The organism is Croceibacterium ferulae, from assembly GCF_003660445.1.
GTDB lineage: Bacteria > Pseudomonadota > Alphaproteobacteria > Sphingomonadales > Sphingomonadaceae > Croceibacterium > Croceibacterium ferulae.
Map to the genome: position 1 here is coordinate 373,644 of NZ_QZVQ01000004.1, position 16,445 is coordinate 390,088.

The 16,445-nt window shown below is 66.4% G+C and carries 16 protein-coding genes; 7 read left to right on the forward strand and 9 right to left on the reverse strand.

Annotated features, from left to right (window positions below; translation table 11 throughout):
* Positions 1-3: 3 nt before the first annotated feature.
* The 8 genes from D5S08_RS07070 to D5S08_RS07105 all read right to left on the reverse strand — a co-directional run bounded on the left by D5S08_RS07070 (position 4) and on the right by D5S08_RS07105 (position 8,637).
* The gene (locus D5S08_RS07070) at positions 4-1,017 is read right to left on the reverse strand and encodes a UDP-glucuronic acid decarboxylase family protein (RefSeq protein WP_121116911.1); all 1,014 of its coding nucleotides are present in this window, start codon (positions 1,015-1,017) and stop codon (positions 4-6) included.
* Positions 1,014-2,093 (reverse strand): CgeB family protein, encoded by a 1,080-nt coding sequence (locus D5S08_RS07075; RefSeq protein WP_121116913.1) that lies wholly within the window; start codon positions 2,091-2,093, stop codon positions 1,014-1,016. The genes D5S08_RS07070 and D5S08_RS07075 overlap by 4 nt, the downstream gene beginning before the upstream one ends.
* On the reverse strand, positions 2,090-3,175 hold the full coding sequence (locus D5S08_RS07080) for a CgeB family protein (RefSeq protein ID WP_121116915.1): 1,086 nt from the start codon (positions 3,173-3,175) through the stop codon (positions 2,090-2,092). The genes D5S08_RS07075 and D5S08_RS07080 overlap by 4 nt, the downstream gene beginning before the upstream one ends.
* Entirely contained in the window at positions 3,172-4,299 is a 1,128-nt protein-coding gene (locus D5S08_RS07085) for a CgeB family protein (protein ID WP_121116917.1), read from the reverse strand. Before D5S08_RS07085 ends, D5S08_RS07080 begins: the two co-directional genes overlap by 4 nt.
* Positions 4,296-5,366, reverse strand: coding sequence for a glycosyltransferase family 4 protein (locus tag D5S08_RS07090; protein ID WP_162301937.1), 1,071 nt, complete (start codon positions 5,364-5,366; stop codon positions 4,296-4,298). Before D5S08_RS07090 ends, D5S08_RS07085 begins: the two co-directional genes overlap by 4 nt.
* Before the next feature lie 20 nt (positions 5,367-5,386).
* On the reverse strand, positions 5,387-6,457 hold the full coding sequence (locus tag D5S08_RS07095; protein WP_121116921.1) for an NAD-dependent epimerase/dehydratase family protein: 1,071 nt from the start codon (positions 6,455-6,457) through the stop codon (positions 5,387-5,389).
* Positions 6,454-7,572, reverse strand: coding sequence for an SDR family NAD(P)-dependent oxidoreductase (locus D5S08_RS07100; protein WP_121116923.1), 1,119 nt, complete (start codon positions 7,570-7,572; stop codon positions 6,454-6,456). Before D5S08_RS07100 ends, D5S08_RS07095 begins: the two co-directional genes overlap by 4 nt.
* A 135-nt stretch (positions 7,573-7,707) precedes the next feature.
* Positions 7,708-8,637, reverse strand: a complete 930-nt coding sequence (locus D5S08_RS07105) for a glycosyltransferase family 9 protein (protein ID WP_241557271.1) — start codon at positions 8,635-8,637, stop codon at positions 7,708-7,710.
* A gap of 177 nt (positions 8,638-8,814) precedes the next feature.
* Between D5S08_RS07105 and D5S08_RS07110 the strand changes: the two genes are divergently transcribed.
* The 7 genes from D5S08_RS07110 to D5S08_RS07140 all read left to right on the forward strand — a co-directional run bounded on the left by D5S08_RS07110 (position 8,815) and on the right by D5S08_RS07140 (position 15,428).
* Positions 8,815-9,627: a TIGR04290 family methyltransferase gene (locus D5S08_RS07110; RefSeq protein WP_121116927.1), complete on the forward strand. Its 813-nt coding sequence runs from the start codon at positions 8,815-8,817 to the stop codon at positions 9,625-9,627.
* Positions 9,624-10,550 (forward strand): beta-xylosidase, encoded by a 927-nt coding sequence (locus D5S08_RS07115; protein WP_121116929.1) that lies wholly within the window; start codon positions 9,624-9,626, stop codon positions 10,548-10,550. Before D5S08_RS07110 ends, D5S08_RS07115 begins: the two co-directional genes overlap by 4 nt.
* Before the next feature lie 19 nt (positions 10,551-10,569).
* Positions 10,570-11,676, forward strand: coding sequence for an inositol-3-phosphate synthase (locus D5S08_RS07120; RefSeq protein ID WP_121117097.1), 1,107 nt, complete (start codon positions 10,570-10,572; stop codon positions 11,674-11,676).
* 10 nt (positions 11,677-11,686) lie between these two features.
* Positions 11,687-12,655, forward strand: a complete 969-nt coding sequence (locus D5S08_RS07125) for an MDR/zinc-dependent alcohol dehydrogenase-like family protein (RefSeq protein WP_241557272.1) — start codon at positions 11,687-11,689, stop codon at positions 12,653-12,655.
* Complete coding sequence (locus D5S08_RS07130) at positions 12,652-13,641, forward strand: Gfo/Idh/MocA family protein (protein WP_121116933.1); 990 nt, start codon at positions 12,652-12,654, stop codon at positions 13,639-13,641. The genes D5S08_RS07125 and D5S08_RS07130 overlap by 4 nt, the downstream gene beginning before the upstream one ends.
* 9 nt (positions 13,642-13,650) lie before the next feature.
* Positions 13,651-13,992, forward strand: coding sequence for a tRNA-binding protein (locus D5S08_RS07135; RefSeq protein WP_121116935.1), 342 nt, complete (start codon positions 13,651-13,653; stop codon positions 13,990-13,992).
* Positions 13,993-14,222: 230 nt separating this feature from the next.
* Positions 14,223-15,428, forward strand: coding sequence for a type III PLP-dependent enzyme (locus tag D5S08_RS07140; protein WP_121116937.1), 1,206 nt, complete (start codon positions 14,223-14,225; stop codon positions 15,426-15,428).
* A 36-nt stretch (positions 15,429-15,464) separates the two neighbouring features.
* Here D5S08_RS07140 and D5S08_RS07145 read toward each other — a convergent pair whose 3' ends face one another.
* A complete protein-coding gene (locus D5S08_RS07145) occupies positions 15,465-16,418 on the reverse strand; it encodes a glutathione S-transferase family protein (protein ID WP_121116939.1) in 954 nt (317 codons plus the stop codon).
* Between the last annotated feature and the right edge of the window lie 27 nt (positions 16,419-16,445).

Sequence of the window (16,445 nt, forward strand, 5' to 3'; positions counted from 1 at the left end):
GGCTCAGGCCACGCGCTGCGCCGGCGGGCGGCTGGCGGCAATCTCCTCCGCGAACCATTCACAGGTGCGGGCAAGGCCGGCGGCGAGCTGCGTGGTCGGCTCCCATCCCAGCAGTGCGCGCGCGCGGGAGATGTCCGGACGGCGACGCTGCGGGTCGTCCTGGGGCAGGTCGTGATAGGTGATGTCGAGCGGGCGGCCCATCACTGCCTCCATCGCCGCCACCAGCTCCAGGACGGTGATTTCCGCCTGCGTCCCGATGTTCACCGGCACGGGCTGGGCCATGTCGCTGTCCATCAGCCGGATCAGCGCATCCACCGTGTCCGCAACGTAGCAGAAGCTGCGCGTCTGGTTGCCGCTGCCGTAGATGGTGAGCTTCTGGCCTTCCAGCGACTGGCAGATCAGGTTGGAGACCACCCGCCCGTCATCCATCCGCATTTGCGGGCCATAGGTGTTGAAGATGCGCGCGACCCGCACATCGGCGCGGCCCATGCGGGCATAATCGAAGACCAGCGCCTCTGCCGCACGCTTGCCCTCGTCATAACAGGCGCGCGGGCCGGTGCAGTTGACGTTGCCGCGATAATCCTCTGGCTGGGGATGCACTTCGGGATCGCCATAGACCTCGCTGGTGGAGGTCAGCAGGAAACGTGCGCCGGTCTGTTCCGCCAGGCGCAACAGGTGGTTGGTGCCGACCACATTGGTCAGCATCGTGTGTTCCGGATCGGCCTGGTACAGCGGCGGGGAGGCGGCGCAGGCCAGGTTGTAGATGTGCGTGAAACGGGTCCGGCCATCGGTCAGCGCCGCTGGTAATGGCTGCGTGATGTCCGCCTCCACGAAGCTGAAGCGCTCGCGCTGCAGCAGCCGCTGGAGGTTGGAAGGCAGTGCCGTCTGCATGTTGTCCAGGCAGGTGACATGCGCGCCTGCATCCAGCAGCGCGGCGCACAGATGCGAGCCGATGAAGCCGGCCCCGCCCGCCACCAGCACCGTGCCGCCTGCCTGTGCCTCGCCCGGGTTCCTCATGCCATTACCTTTCTTGTGGATGCCGCCCGGTCGTTCTGCCGTGCGTGCAGGTCTTGTTCCAACTGTTGCGCGCGGATCTCCGCGCTATGCCCGGCAAGCACCGCCTGCCGTGCCGTCGCGCCCATGCTGGCGGCCTCTCCGTCCAGCGCGGCGATCACCTCCGCAGCATCGTCGGCCAGCACGATCGCTTCGCCCGGCGTGAACACTTCCTCGATCCCCGGCCATTTGTCCGAGATGATCGGCGTGCCGCAGGCCCCGGCCTCGAACAGGCGGACGGACGGGCTCCACCCGGCGGCGATCATGTCGGCGCGGGTGACGTTCAGCGTGAAGCGCGACGCGGCGTAGAATGCCGGGTGATCCGCCGGGGGCAGATGCTCGATCCGCTCCACATTGGCGGGCCAGTCGATGTCGTCTGGATATTGCGGCCCCGCCACCACGAAGCGCTTGTCGGGGCAGGCGCGCGCGGGTTCCAGCAGCAGCCGTTCCAGCGTGGGCTGCCGGTCGGGGCTGTAAGTGCCGAGATAGGACAGATCCCACCGCTTGGGCACGTCCAGCGGGCGATACCGCGCCGTATCCACCGAGCAGTAGAGCGCCCGCGCCTGCGGTGAGTCGAACTCCTGTTCGAGCCGCTGCAGCGTGGGGCCGCCGGTAAAGCTGAAATAGATATCGTAGCCGGGGATCACCTCCGGCGAGAGATATTCGTGATCCCCGCGCGCCAGCTTGGCCAGCGTCACCGGCGTATCGATGTCGTAGAAGCAGGTGACCCCTTGCGCTGTGGCCTGCGCCCAGCGGCCGACCTCCACCCCGTCGGGCACGTAGGAACCGACCATCACCGCATCGGCGCCGGCCACCTCCTCCGCCCAGCGGTCCAGATCGGCCAGGCTGGTGTAGTAGGCGAGACGGCAGAAATCTGGATCGGGCATGTCGCGATTGCCCGCATACCAGGGCACGTCGCGTTCCAGGAACAGCACCTCGTGCCCGCGCGCCGCAAAGGCGGAGAGCAGCGCGCGGAAGGTGGTGGCATGCCCATTGCCCCATGAGGAGGACAGGCTGAGGCCGAGGACGACCAGCTTCATGCCGCCGGCTCCCGCTGGCGCAGTCCATCCAGCACCCGGTCCACCTCCACCGCACGGCGATCATAGGTGTGTTCGCCCAGCACCCGGGTCAGCGCCGCCTGCCCGATGGCATGGGCACGCTCCTGCGTCAGCGCCGCGAGGTGATCGGCCACGTCCTGCCCGTCGCGCGCGACCAGAACCTCGCTATCCGGCTGCAGGAATTGTTCGATCCCTTCCCAGGCATCGGTGATCAGGCAGGCGGCGGCACCCGCCGCCTCGAACACGCGGGTGGCGGGGGAGAAGCCGATATCGGCCATGCTGTCCCGCGCCACGTTCAGCACGGTACGCGGCGTGCAGTTAAACGCGTTATGCGAGCCTGTGCCGACATGGCCGATCGCCCGCACATTGGCCGGCATCCCCTTGTCGTGCCAGCCATTGCCGCCGATCATGAACTGGCGATCGGGCAACAGCTCCGCGGCCCTCAGGAAGAACTCCTCCACCCGGGCCTCGCGGTCGGGCAGGCGATTGGCGAGGAAGCCCAGGTCGCAGGCGAAACGCGGGTCTGGCGGCACGGGGAAATGCGTCGCCGGATCCAGCGCGTTGTAGATCGGCACGCATAGCTTCGCACCAAAGCCTTCGTAAGCGGACACAACCGGCGGCCCGCCGCCATAGGTGAACACCAGGTCGAGTTGGGGCAGGGCAGCGCGCACCGGATGGTCAGGCTGACCCCGCATCTCGTCCAGCGTGGCGGCGGCGTCGACGTCCCAGTAGATCTTCAGCGCGTCCGGCGCGGCATGCCGGACGATGCCTTCCAGCAGCTCCCGGTCGAACACGCCCACGCCATTGGCCTTGACCACGATGTCCGCCTGGCCGGCCTCGGCCAGCACACCGGCCAGCGCGTCTTCCGTGGCGGCATAGACGACCGAGCGGCACCATTCGGGCGGGTCGATGTCGCGATGCTGCTGCCGGTCGAACGCGTCGGGCTCGTAGAAGGTGATCTCGTGCCCGCGCTTGGCCATGGCGTGCAGGATGCCGCGATAATAGGTCGCCGCCCCGTTCCAGTAGGATGACAGCAGGCTGGAGCCATAGAAGGCGATCTTCATGCGGGGGTCCTTTCGGGCTCTGCCGAAGCGCTTGAGGGGAGGCCGAGCGTGGCGGCGATCGCCAGCAGCTCGTCCACGCGGTGCGCGCAGGTGTGCCGCGCGCGGATAGTCTCGAGGCCATGCGCCACCAGATCGGCGCGCAGGTCCGGATCGGCGCCAAGGGCGGTCAGGTGGCGGGTCATCTCCGCCCCGTCCTCCGCCGTCAGGTAATCGGTGCCCGGGCGGAACAGTCCCTCCGCATCGGACCACGGCGCGCTGACCAGCGGGATGCCGCAGGCGAGAGCCTCGAACACGCGGATCGTGGGAATGCCCGGCAGCACCGTGGTGTAGAAGCGCCGAGGCACATGCACGGTCGCCAGATGGCGCGCGAAGATTTCCGGTGCCCGCGCGTTCGCGGCCCAGCCATGATAGGCTACGCCATACCGGGCGAGGGTGGCGCGGGCTTCATCGGGATAGCGCACGCCATAGATGTCGAGCGGCAGCCCGGCGGCTTGTGCCGGCGCGAACAGGAAATGCTCCAGTTCCTGCGTGCGCTCGCCATCGCCCCAATTGCCGACCCACACCAATCCGGTCCGCTCGCCTTCAGCAGCTGGCGGGTGGAAGCGGCGCGTGTCCGCTGCTTCATGCCAGGTCCAGACCCGGCCCTGCCAGCCCCAGCCGCGATAGACCTCGCTCAGCGTCTCGCCGAAGGCCAGCACGCCGTCATAGCCCGACAGGTCGTAGGCCTGCATCTCCGCCGGGGCGCTGACCGCCCGGTGATGCGTGTCATGGAACAGCAGGCGGAAGCCCGCGCCAGCCTTGCGCAAGGTGCCCATCCGCGCGACCAGATCGTGATCGTTCCACTCGTGCACGATCACCAGATCGGCACCGTCCACCAGTTCTGTCAGGTCCGCATCGGACGCGTAGGTAGTGGAGGTGAGCTGGGGATAGAGCCGCTGCCATGGTTCCAGACCCGCCGCGCCATGATCCGCCAGCAGGTTGGCCAGGCTCCAGGCGCCTTCCGGTTCGTAAGCGGCGACGTCGTGGCCGCGCTCCACCAGCTCGTCCAGCACGCCGCGCAGGAAGTGGGCGTTGCCATGATTCCAGCAGGATGCGAGCGAATGGGTGAAATAGACGATCCTCATGCCGCCACCCGCTGCGGCTGCACCTGATCATACAGCGCCGCCATGGCCGCAGCCGTATTCTCGGGCGTGTAGCGCCGCGCGCGTTGCTGCGCCGCATGGCCGAGCTGTTCACGACGGGCAGGATCGCGGGCCAGAGCTTCGACCGCCTCGACATAGGCCTGCTCGGACGCGACCGGCACGAACATGGCCGCTCCGTCCCACAGCTCCCGGAACGAGGGCGTGTCGGCCAATACCAGCGGGCAACCGGCGGCGGCAGCTTCCAGCACGGCCAGGCCGAACGGTTCGAAGCTAGCGGCGGAGACGAAGATCGGGCGTGCGGCAAGCAGGGCATCGAGCTGCACGGCCGGCATGGCGCCGAGCGTCCGCAGATGGTGCAGGGTCGTCTCCGCACCGTGGGGAGCGCGTAGGGAGCCGGCGGCGAGGAACGGCAGGTCGACCTGTGCGGCCACCCGGTCCAGCAACGGCGCCTGCTTCACCTCGTCCCACAGCCGGCCGACGGTCAGCGCGAACAGATCGTGCCGCGCCGGTGTGACAGCCGGACGGGCGGCGCGGCCGTTATGCACCGTGATCGGCGGGTGAGGCAGGGCGTAGGTCGCCTGCACATCATTGGCGTAGCTGCCGCTCGGCGCCACCACGATGTCGGCTGCGAGCAGCCCCGCACGTGTCAGTTCCGCATGCCAGTCGAAGGCCGGTTCCACCGAACCACCGCGCGCCGCCCGCCACCAGGTGGAGATGCAGCCATGCGCGACGGCGATCACCGGCACCGGCCAAGCCGCCCCGCCGGCATAGGCCGGGTGATTGCAATGGACCAGATCGGCCCCGACCGCCTCCGCAAGCTGAGCCAGCCGAACCGCCGCCGCCTTTACAGGCACCGGGCCGTTGCTCAACCAGTCGAGCGGCAGGCCGGTGTCGAGCACGGTGCAACCGGCAGCCTCCGCCGTCTGCAGCTGATCCGCACTGGCTGGCGGGCCGAGAATGGCGAGCGTCACCTGCTCCCCGCCTTGCGTGAGGGCGGCCGCCAGATCGGTTGCATATTGCCAGACACCGCCCACCGTATCGGCGGTCATCAGGATCTTTCGTGTTCCTGTCAAAGCGCGGCGGCCTGCATCATCGGCGCGGCCTGGGTCGTTGCATTCTGCGCCTCCAGCCATGCAGCCAGATCGCGCAGGCCATCGCGCCAGCCACGCCGTTCGGAAAGCTGCAGGGCCTTGTCGATGCGGGCGGTGTAGGAAACGTACCAGCGCTGGTCACCGGGCCGCCAGTCGGCGAACTCCACCTGCGGCTTGCGACCCAGGATCGTGCCGATCTCGTCAATGACGGTCAGCAGGCTGACGGCATTGTCCGCCCCGCCGCCCCAGTTGTAAGCCTGCCCGCTGATCGCGTCGATCCGGTCCAGCGCCGCCAGATAGGCATCGCAGGTATCGCGCACGTCGCAGATATCGCGCACCTGGTACCCGTCGCCGAAGAGGGTGATCGTCTCACCCCGCATGGCGCGGATCAGGAAATGCGCGACCCAGCCCTGGTCCTCCGTCCCCATCTGCCGCTGGCCATAGATGCAGCTCATCCGCAGCACGGCCGTGCGCAGGCCGTAGGAGCGGGCGTAATCCAGCACATACTGGTCCGCAGCCCCCTTCGACACGCCATAAGGCGTATGGAAGTCGAGCGGGCGATCTTCGCCAATGCCCGCGACGGGCAGTTCCGGAACATCCGGGTGGTAGCCGTGCGGGCTCGGCCGCATGGGCAAGTCGGTCAGATCGCCATACACCTTGTTGGTGGAAGCAAAGATGACCGGCGCCTGCGGGCTGTGCGCGCGCACCGCTTCCAGCAGGTTGAAGGTGCCCAGGATATTGATATCGAGATCGGCGCGCGGATCGGCCATGCTGGTGGTCACGGCCACCTGCGCGGCGAAGTGGAACGCGGCATCCACGCCGCGCCCCGCCTGCATCATCCTGTCCACGTCGCGGATGTCGGCGATCACCGGCTCGATCAGGTTGCCATGGCGGCTGGTAAGCCAGTCCAGATTGGCTTCAACGCCGGGACGGTTAAGCGAATCGAAGATCCGCACGCGCCGTCCGCCAGTGGCCAGCCGGTCGGCGAGGTTGGAGCCGACAAAGCCGGCCCCGCCCGTAACGAGGATCGTCTGCTCGCCGGTGCTCATGCGACCAGCCCGCGTGCTTCCAGCTCGCTGCGCGCTTTTGCCACGTGATCCACGGCGGTCTGCTGGCCGACCCATTCCGCCAGTTCGGCCAGGCGCTCCACAAAATCTTCCCTCGCGGCGAAGCCCAGCTTCTGTTTCGACAGGCTGGTATCGCAGAAGCAGTGCCGGATATCGCCGGTGCGCGCCTTGCCCACGATCTCCGCCTCGATCGAATTGCGGTTCATCGCACGGGCGAGGTCATGCGCCACCTCCCGCACTGACCGGTCGCGGCCGGATCCGATGTTGAAGGTTCCACCAACCGCCGCAGGCAAGACCAGTGCATCGCAGAAGGCCCGCGCCACATCGTTCACATGCACGAAGTCGCGGCGCTGTTCGCCATCTTCGAAGATCATCGGCGGCTGGCCGTTCAGCAGGCGGGATGCGAAGATGGCCAGAACGCCGGTGTAGGGGTTTGAGAGCGCCTGGCCCGGGCCATAGACGTTGAACAGCCGCAGGCACACGCTTTCGATGCCATAGGGCTCGCCCATGATGTGCGTCGTTCGCTCCTGAACGTACTTGTTCAGCGCGTAGATGGAGGACAGGCTGGGGCGCTTCCATTCGGGGGTGGCCACCGGCGCCAGCGGACGCCCCTGGCTGTCCAGCGGCTCCCAGTTCGCCTGGCCATCGCGCAGCGGCTTGCGCGCGGCATCTTCCACCAGCGTGCCGTCCGCATCGCGGTACAGACCCTCGCCATAGATGCTCATGGAGGACGCGGTGACCACGCGGCGGACCGGTTGGTCGATCAGCTTCTCGAACAGTACCGCAGTGCCTACATCGTTGGTGGAGGTGTAGCGTTCCACCTCGTACATCGACTGGCCGACGCCCACTTCCGCCGCCAGATGCACCACGCTGTCGACGCCGCGCAGCGCTTCCGCCACCTTGGCGCCGTCGCGCACATCAGCGTGGATGAATTCGGCGTCGGGCGAAAGACCATCGGGCCGGCGCGCATCGGCGCCGTGCACCTGTTCGATCAGGCTGTCGAGCACACGGACCCTGTGCCCGCGCCGCAGCAATTCGTCGCAGACGAAGCGGCCGATGAAGCCTGCACCGCCCGTGACCAGAACCCGTTCACTCACACCATTCCCCCCATTCGTCACTCACCCCGTCGCCATGGTCGCGACGGCTTGCGATCACATGCCGGTTGCGTCAGTGTCGCATATCCCCGGCAGGGATCAATAATCCTTCTTCATCATCTAAGTTCCCGCGGGGGTTCACAGGCGGGCTGGTTTCAGGGTCGATACGGCCTTGGACATGCGCGGCAGGTCCGCCAGCGCACGTTCCACCTGCGCGATCACGCCGGGCCAGTCACCGGCATGGGGCTGCACGAATTGCCGTGTGCGCGGATACCAGCAGGAGTAGGGCTCCGCCGGATTCCACCGCCAGTCCGGTTCGTGCTTCAGCAGAGCCCACACCGGCACGCCCATCGCTCCGGCAAGATGGGCGACCATCGTGTCCACGGTTATCACCAGGTCCAGCGTGGCAATCAGTGCAGCGGTGTCCGCGATCGCCGCCGGGCAGCCTTCCGGATTGCGCACGGGCAGCGCAGCGGTGTCGCCTTGCGGTTGCGGCATCAGCAACACGCAATCATGCCCCTCGCACAATGGCTGCAGCAAGGTGGCCGGAATGTTGCGCGCCGCATCCCACCCGCCGGCTGCGTGGCACAGCCCGATCACGCCGCTGCCGCCTTCATCGCGAGGCTGCGGCAAGTAGGGCGCTGCATGCCGGTCCGGTGCTGCACGCAGCGCGAAGGCCAGATCCATGATCTCCAGGTCGCAGGCGGCGGGCGGCAGCGGATGCGCGGGATCGAAGGCGTGGAAACTCATGCTGTCGGCCCAGTGGCCGAACAGCGGCAGCAGGTCGGGCTGCATCTCCACCGTGACGGTCCGCGCCCGGGCGGCCAGCAGCGGCAGGAACCGGGCGAACTGGATCGTGTCGCCCAGCCCGTGGTAGCATCGCACCAGCACATCCTGGTCATCGACCGGCCGCCCGTCCCAGACCCAGCGCTGATGGTAGGGTAGTGCGGGATCGTCACGGGTGGCAGGATCGCGCGCTGCAAGCGATTCGGCGGAGATGGTCCATGCCGCGTCAAAGTGCCGGGCGCGCATCGCCTGCGTCCAGCGGTGCATCAACTTTGCTGCCATGCGAAGATCAATGGATGAAAGTAGCTGCGGTTCCGCCGCGGCTTGCGCTGGCGGGAACAAGCAGCAACAAAGCCTGTTATCGTTCATGCAGGACGGAGGCCGGTGAGTACCCGGCATGCAGGGGCAAGGGGGAAGAATGCAATTTCAGACGGCCGATCACTATGCCGGGGCGCCGGCATGAGCCGCAGCGCCGCCGAAGAAATGCTCGCACCAGAAGCGATGCGTGCCGAAGTCGACAAGCTGGCACCGTGGTTCCAGAACCTGCATCTGCCACACGGCATCCAGACGGCGCCTGACCATTTCCTGCCTGACTACCCTGCCAGCAAGTTCCGCAATTTCGCGCATGTGCTGCCCGATGATCTGGGCGGGCAATCGGTGCTCGATATCGGGTGCAATGCCGGTTTCTACTCGCTGGAGTTCAAGCGTCGCGGCGCCGGCCGCGTGGTCGGGATCGACAGCGATGACCGCTATCTGGCGCAGGCCCGCTTCGCCGCAGGCGCGCAAGGCTTCGATGATATCGAGTTCCGCAACCTGTCCGTCTACGACGTGGCGGCTCTGGGCGAGAAGTTCGACTGGGTCATCTTCATGGGCGTGCTGTACCATCTGCGCCACCCGCTGCTCGCGCTGGACCTGATCCGCGAACATGTGGCGGGCGGCACCATGCTGTTTCAGACGATGCAGCAGGGCAGCGAAGCCGAGATCGATCTGCCGGAGGACCACCCGTTCCATGTGCCCGGCACTTGGGATCCGCCGGCTTTCTTCGACGATCCCGGATATCCCAAGATGCATTTCATCGAACGCCGCTTCGCCAATGACTGGACGAACTGGTGGGCGCCGAACATGGCCTGCAGCAAGGCAATGCTGCGCGCGTCCGGCTTCACGATAGAAGCGCAGCCCGAACCGGAAGTCTATCTGTGCCGCGTGGCCGATGTGCCGTTCAGCAATCTGGGGCCGGCGGCGGTCTATCCTGAGAAGGGTCCGAATACGTGATCGAAGCGGTGATGCTCTGGAACGAGCCCAACAACAAGTCGCACTGGAACCCGGAACTCGACCCCGACTGGTCGATCTATGCCGACACGGTGATCCGCGCCGGCCGGGCGATCCGGTTCGCCAACCCGACGCTGACGCGGGTGCTGGGCGGCATGTCGCCGATCGACCCGCACTGGACCAACCGAATGCGCGCGCATGGTGCGCTGGACGAGGTGGAGGTGGTGGCCGTGCACGGTTTCCCGCTCGACTGGAATCTGTGGCCGATCCACGCCTGGCCCGACAAGATCGCGGAGATCGAGGCCGTGGTGCCCGACAAGCAGATCTGGGCCACGGAAGTGGGCGTCGGCTCGTTCGGGGCGGAAGAGGTGCAGGTGTTCGGCGTGCAGAAGACCGCCGAACTGCTGATCGGCCGCGTGCCCAACGTGTACTGGTATTCGCTGTTCGACCTGCCGCACAGTTGGGGCGCGGAGACGCGCCACCGCGAGGCGGAGGGGTCCAGCTACTACCGCCACTTCTACATGGGCCTGATCCGGGAAGACGGTTCTCCCAAGCCGGGACTTGAAGCCTATCGCCCCTTCGCGGATCGCATGGGCCTGATGCAATGGTTCCACTTCCACGACCCGCGGCTGGACGATGCCGTTCGCTGGATGAGCGAGCTGGGCGTCCGCAAGCTGCGCACCGGCCTCAGTTGGGCCGACAGCTTCCGCCCCGGCGCGCTGGACTGGTTCGATCGGCAGATGGAAGCGCTGGCGAAATTCGACACGCTGGTCACATTCTGCTTCACGCCCGAACATCTCGGCGTGGAGCCACATCACACCAGCCCTGCACGAGAGCCGCAGGCCTTTGCCGACTGGTGCCAGCAGATGGTCGAACGCTACGCACCTGCCACTACCACTCCGCCGCTTGTCGGGGTGACCGCATGATGAAGAAGGATTGCCGCTGATGCTTTCGCCTGATCCCCGCGGAATCCGCGTCGCGCTGGTGGGCGTGGGCAATTGCGCCAGTTCGCTGGTGCAGGGGCTCGCCCATTATCGCAACGGCGCCAATGACCTGACCGGGCTGATGCACCACGATCTGGGCGGTTATCGCCCGGAAGATGTGCGGATCGTCGCCGCGTGGGACGTGGACCGGCGCAAGGTCGGGCAGGACGTGGCCGATGCCATCTTCGCCAAGCCCAATTGCACGGCGGTGTTCTGCCCGCAGGTGGAACGCACCGGCACAATCGTGCAGATGGGCACGGTGCTGGATGGCGTGGCCGATCACATGGCCAGCTATCCGGAGGATCGGACCTTCGCCGTCGCCGATGCTCCGCAGCCTGACCGGCAGGCGGTGATCGACGCGCTGCGCGAGAGCGAGGCGGACGTGCTGATGAACTACCTGCCGGTAGGGTCGCAGGCCGCGACGGAGTTCTACGCCGAGTGTGCGCTGGAAGCGGGGGTGGCCTTCGTGAACAACATTCCCGTGTTCATCGCCAGCGATGCCGGCTGGGCGGAGCGTTTCCGTGCAGCGGGCGTGCCGATCATCGGTGACGACATCAAGGCGCAGCTGGGCGCCACCATCGTGCACCGCGTGCTGACGGACCTATTCGCCAAGCGGGGAGTCAAGCTGGACCGCACATACCAGCTCAATACCGGCGGCAATACCGACTTCCTCAACATGCTGGAACGCAGCCGGCTCGCTTCCAAGAAGGAGAGCAAGACGGAAGCCGTGCAGTCGGTCGCGGCGGTGCGGATGGAGGACGAGAACATCCATGTCGGCCCGTCGGACTATGTGGCATGGCAGAACGACAACAAGGTCTGCTTCCTGCGCATGGAAGGGCAGCTGTTCGGCGGCGTGCCGATGAACCTGGAACTGCGCCTGTCCGTGGAGGACAGCCCCAATTCCGCGGGTGTGGCGATCGACATGATCCGCTGCGCCAAGCTGGCGAAGGATCGCGGCCTGGCCGGCCCCGTGCTGCCGGCCGCGGCCTACTTTTGCAAGCACCCGCCCGAACAGATGCCGGACGATCGTGCCTATGCCGAACTTGAAACTTTCATCGCTGCTGACTGATCGTAACCCCATGAGCGATACAATGAAGGCGGCGGTGCTTGCGGCCCCGGGCACGATCGATGTGCGCAGTGATGTGCCCGTGCCGCAGCCAGGTGACGGTGAAGTGCGCATCCGGCTGGAAGGCTGCGGCGTGTGTGCCAGCAATCTGGAGCCCTGGGCCGGTCTCGAATGGATGGAATATCCGCGCGAGCCAGGCGACCTGGGGCATGAGGGCTGGGGCAGGGTGGAGGCCGTGGGGCCGGGTGTCAGCCAGCTTGCCGTGGGCGACCGGGTTGCCGCGCTCAGCTACCGCTCCTTTGCGGAAAGCGACATCGTGCGCGCCGACATGGCGGCCAAGCTGCCGGACGCGCTGGACGGGCAACCCTTCCCGGGTGAGCCGCTCGGCTGTGCGTTCAACATCTTTCGCCGCAGCGATATTCGTCCCGGCCAGACAGTGGCGATCATCGGCATCGGCTTCCTTGGTGCGGTGCTGTGCCATCTCGCCAGCCGCGCCGGCGCACGGGTGATTGCCATCAGCCGGCGGCAGGAATCGCTCGACCTTGCCCGCCACTATGGCGCGGCAGAGACGATCTTCATGCACGATCACTACGCCATCATCGATCAGGTCAAGCAGCTGACCGAGGAGGCGATGTGCGAACGCGTGATCGAATGCGTCGGCAAGCAATGGCCGCTGGATCTGGCGGGCGAGCTGACCGGCTTCGGCGGGCGGCTGGTCATCGCGGGCTATCATCAGGACGGGCCGCGGCAGGTATCCATGCAGATGTGGAACTGGAAAGGGATCGACGTCATCAACGCGCATGAACGCGACCCGGCCGTGCAGATGCTCGGGCTCCGCGAGGCGATCGCGGCGGTGGCGGATGGCAGCTTCGACCCCGCGCCGCTCTATACACACACCTACCCGCTGGATCGTCTGGCGGAGGCACTGGATGCAACGCGCGACAAGCCGGAAGGCTTCGTCAAGGCGTTGGTGACCCTATGAGCAAGCTCCGCATCGGCTTCCTCGGCACCGGCTGGATCGGCCGGCACCGGATGCAGGCGATCGTCGACGCCGGGCTGGTAGAGGCGGTGGCGGTCTGCGATCCATCGCCGGACTGCGTTGCGCAGGCGCAGGCCATCGCCCCTGCAGCCATTGCCGTGCCGTCGTTGCAGGCGATGCTGGATCTGGGGCTGGACGGCGTGGTGATCGCCTCGCCGTCCGCGCTTCACGCGGCACAGTCGCTGGAGGCGCTGGGCCGCGGCGTGGCGGTGTTCTGCCAGAAGCCGCTGGGCCGAGATGCAGGCGAAGTTTCGGCGGTGGTGGATGCGGCGCAAGCGGCCGACCGGCTGCTCGGCGTCGATCTGTCATACCGCCATACTGCCGCGACCGAGGCCATGGCGGGCCCGATCCGCAGCGGCGAACTCGGCACGATCTACGCCGTCGATCTCACCTTCCACAATGCCTATGGCCCGGACAAGCCGTGGTTTTACGACCGGGCGCAATCGGGCGGCGGCTGCGTGATCGATCTTGGCGTCCACCTGATCGACCTCGCGCTGTGGATGCTGGACTTCCCGGCGGTAGAGCATGTCACCGCACGCCTGTTCGCCGGCGGCGTGCCCCTGTCGCAGACGCCCGAGCGGGTGGAGGACTTCGCCACCGCCCGCCTGGACCTCGCCACCGGCGCCGCGGTGCAGCTGGCCTGTTCGTGGAACCTGCCGGCGGGGCGCGATGCGGTGATCGAGGCGGCATTCTACGGCACCCAGGGCGCCGTCACCTTCCGCAACGTGAATGGCAGCTTCTACGATTTCGTGGCCTTCCGCCACAATGGCACCCAAGCACAGCAGATCGCGAGCCCGCCGGACGATTGGGGCACTCGCGCGGCAGCGGCATGGGCCCACCAGCTGGCGGGCAGCAACCGGTTCGATCCGCACGCCGGGCGCCTGACGGATGTGGCCCGGGTGCTGGATCGCATCTACGCCGCCGGGTAGACTGCTGACATGCAGCCAAAGGAGCAGGTCGACTACGCCGCCTTCGAACAGCTGGACATCCGCATCGGCACGGTGGTGGATGTCCAGCCATTTCCCAAGGCGCGCAATCCTTCGTGGAAGGTGCAGGTCGATCTGGGGGAACTCGGCACCCGCTGGTCCAGTGCGCAGATCACCGCCTATACGCCGAAACAGCTGATCGGCACGCAGGTCTGCTGCGTGGTCAATTTCGGCCCTCGCAACATCGCCGGCTTCCAGTCGGAAGTGCTGGTCCTGGGCGTGACGGGCGCCGATGGCATGATCATCCTCCTATCGCCCCGTTCTCCGGCGCCGGACGGCAATTCGCTGCACTAGGCAGCTGCGGCAGCAGTGCCGCCTTGCATGAGCCACGCCTTGCCGCAGAAGGCTGTGCAGCCGGGATCGATCCGCCAGCCAAGCTGCTGATAAGTCATGCCTTTTAGAGGCCACACAAAAACCGTTTGCGATCCGCCGATTCACCCTTATATGCGCCGCTCCGCTGCCCCATGGGGACTTCCTAACCGCAAGGCAGCCTTGTCGAACAACACGTTTGGGGGTCCCTTGAATTGCACAGCTATCCTGACGCACGGTCTGTAGTCCGCGACCTCGTTCCGGACGAACCGGTGATGCTCAACCGTCCGCATGCCGCGGCGCGGGCGGCGCAGTTTTTTGCGCAGGGCTTTCCGGGGACCACGATGTATGCAGTCAAGGCGAACCCGTCGCCTGACCTGATCGTGCTGCTGTGGGAAAACGGCATCCGCACCTTTGACGTCGCTTCCATTGCGGAAGTGCGCCTGGTGCGCGGCCTGCTGCCCGGAGCCACGCTGTGCTTCATGCATCCGGTCAAGACCATCGGCGCCATTCGGGAAGCATACCACACGCATGGCGTGCGCACCTTCAGCCTGGATACGCTGGAAGAGCTGGCCAAGATCGTGGAGGCGACTGCCTCGGCCGACGGCACGCAGGCGGAAGACCTGAACCTGCTGGTGCGCCTGCGCGTCTCCTCCGAACATTCGGAGCTGAGCCTGGCATCCAAGTTCGGTGTCGATCTGGCGGATTCCGCGCCGCTGCTGCAGGCGACCCGCCAGCATTGTGACGCGCTGGGCATCTGCTTCCATGTCGGCAGTCAGGCGATGACGCCGTTCGCTTACGTCCAGGCGCTTGACCGGGTGCGCGCGGCTATCGTGCAGGCATCGGTCACGGTGGACATCATCGATGTGGGAGGCGGTTTTCCCAGTGCCTATCCGGGCATGAACCCGCCGCCGCTGGAAGATTACTTCGCCATCATCCACCGCCATTTCGAGGCGCTGCCCATCTCCTACAATGCGGAGCTGTGGGCGGAGCCGGGCCGGGCGCTGAGCGCGGAATATTCCAGCGTGATCGTCCGCGTGGAGAAGCGCCGGGGCGACGAGCTGTACATCAATGACGGCGCTTATGGGGCGCTGTTCGATGCCGCGCATGTGGACTGGCGTTTCCCGGTGCAGGCTTTGGAAGACGACCTCAGCCAGCCCTTGGCCGATTTCGCCTTCTATGGCCCGACCTGCGACGATGCCGATTACATGAAGGGTCCGTTCGATCTCCCGGCCGACATCCAGGCGAACGACTATTTCGAGATCGGCATGCTCGGCGCGTATGGTGCAGCGATGAAGACCGGCTTCAACGGCTTCGGTGCGGCACAGGCGGTGATCGTGACGGACGAGCCGATGGCCAGCCTGTACACCGGCGCGCGCGAGGAACCGAAGCGCAGCGACAATGTGGTGAGCCTGCGCTGACCGCGTGGAGCGCCGGCCTGCGGGGCGGCGCTCCGATCATCCGCGGCCGTGCGGTGCGTCCAGCTCCAGCGCCGGACCTACGGGCACGATCCCGGTTGGATTGATCATCCGGTGGCTCTCGTAATAGTGCCCCTTGATGTGCCGGAAATCGACCGTGCCCGCCACGCCGGGTGTCTGGTAGATGTCGCGCAGATATCCGCTGAGCGCCGGGTAGTCGGTAATGCGGCGGATGTTGCATTTGAAATGGCCGACATAGACCGCGTCGAACCGGATCAGCGTGGTGAACAGGCGAATATCCGCCTCCGTCATGGACGGGCCGACCAGCCAGCGATTGCCTTGCAATCGTTGCTCCAGCCAATCCAGCGTGTCGAATAGCGGGCCGACTGCCTCTTCATACGCGCCCTGCGTGGTGGCAAAGCCGGCCTTGTAGACGCCATTATTCACATGGTCGTAGATACGCGCATTGACCGCATCGATCTCCTCGCGATGTTCCGCCGGATAGTAGTCGCCCGCCGCGGCGCCGACATCGTCGAAGGCGCTGTTCAGCATGCGGATAATTTCCGCGCTCTCATTGTTGACGATGACGCCGGTCTGCCTGTCCCATAGCACCGGCACGGTCACCCGGCCGGTGTAGCTGGGGTCTGCGGCGGTATAGACCTGCCACAGCGTGCGCGCATGATGGATCGGATCGCCGATCACGCCCGGTGCCGGGTCGAATGTCCAGCCATTCTCCAGCATCAGCCAGTTCACGACGGAGATGGGGATCATGTCCTCCAGCCCCTTCAGCGCGCGCATGATCAGCGCGCGATGGGCCCACGGACAGGCGAGACTGACATAAAGGTGATACCGGCCGGGTTCCGCGGGGAAGCCGCTGCTGCCGTCGGTGGTGATCTCGCCACGGAAGCTGGACTGCTTGCGTTCGAACCGGCCACCGGTCGACTCGGTGTCGTACCACTTGTCCTGCCATCGACCGTCGACCAGCATGCCCATCGCCGCAATTCCCTTCTTTTACGAAGG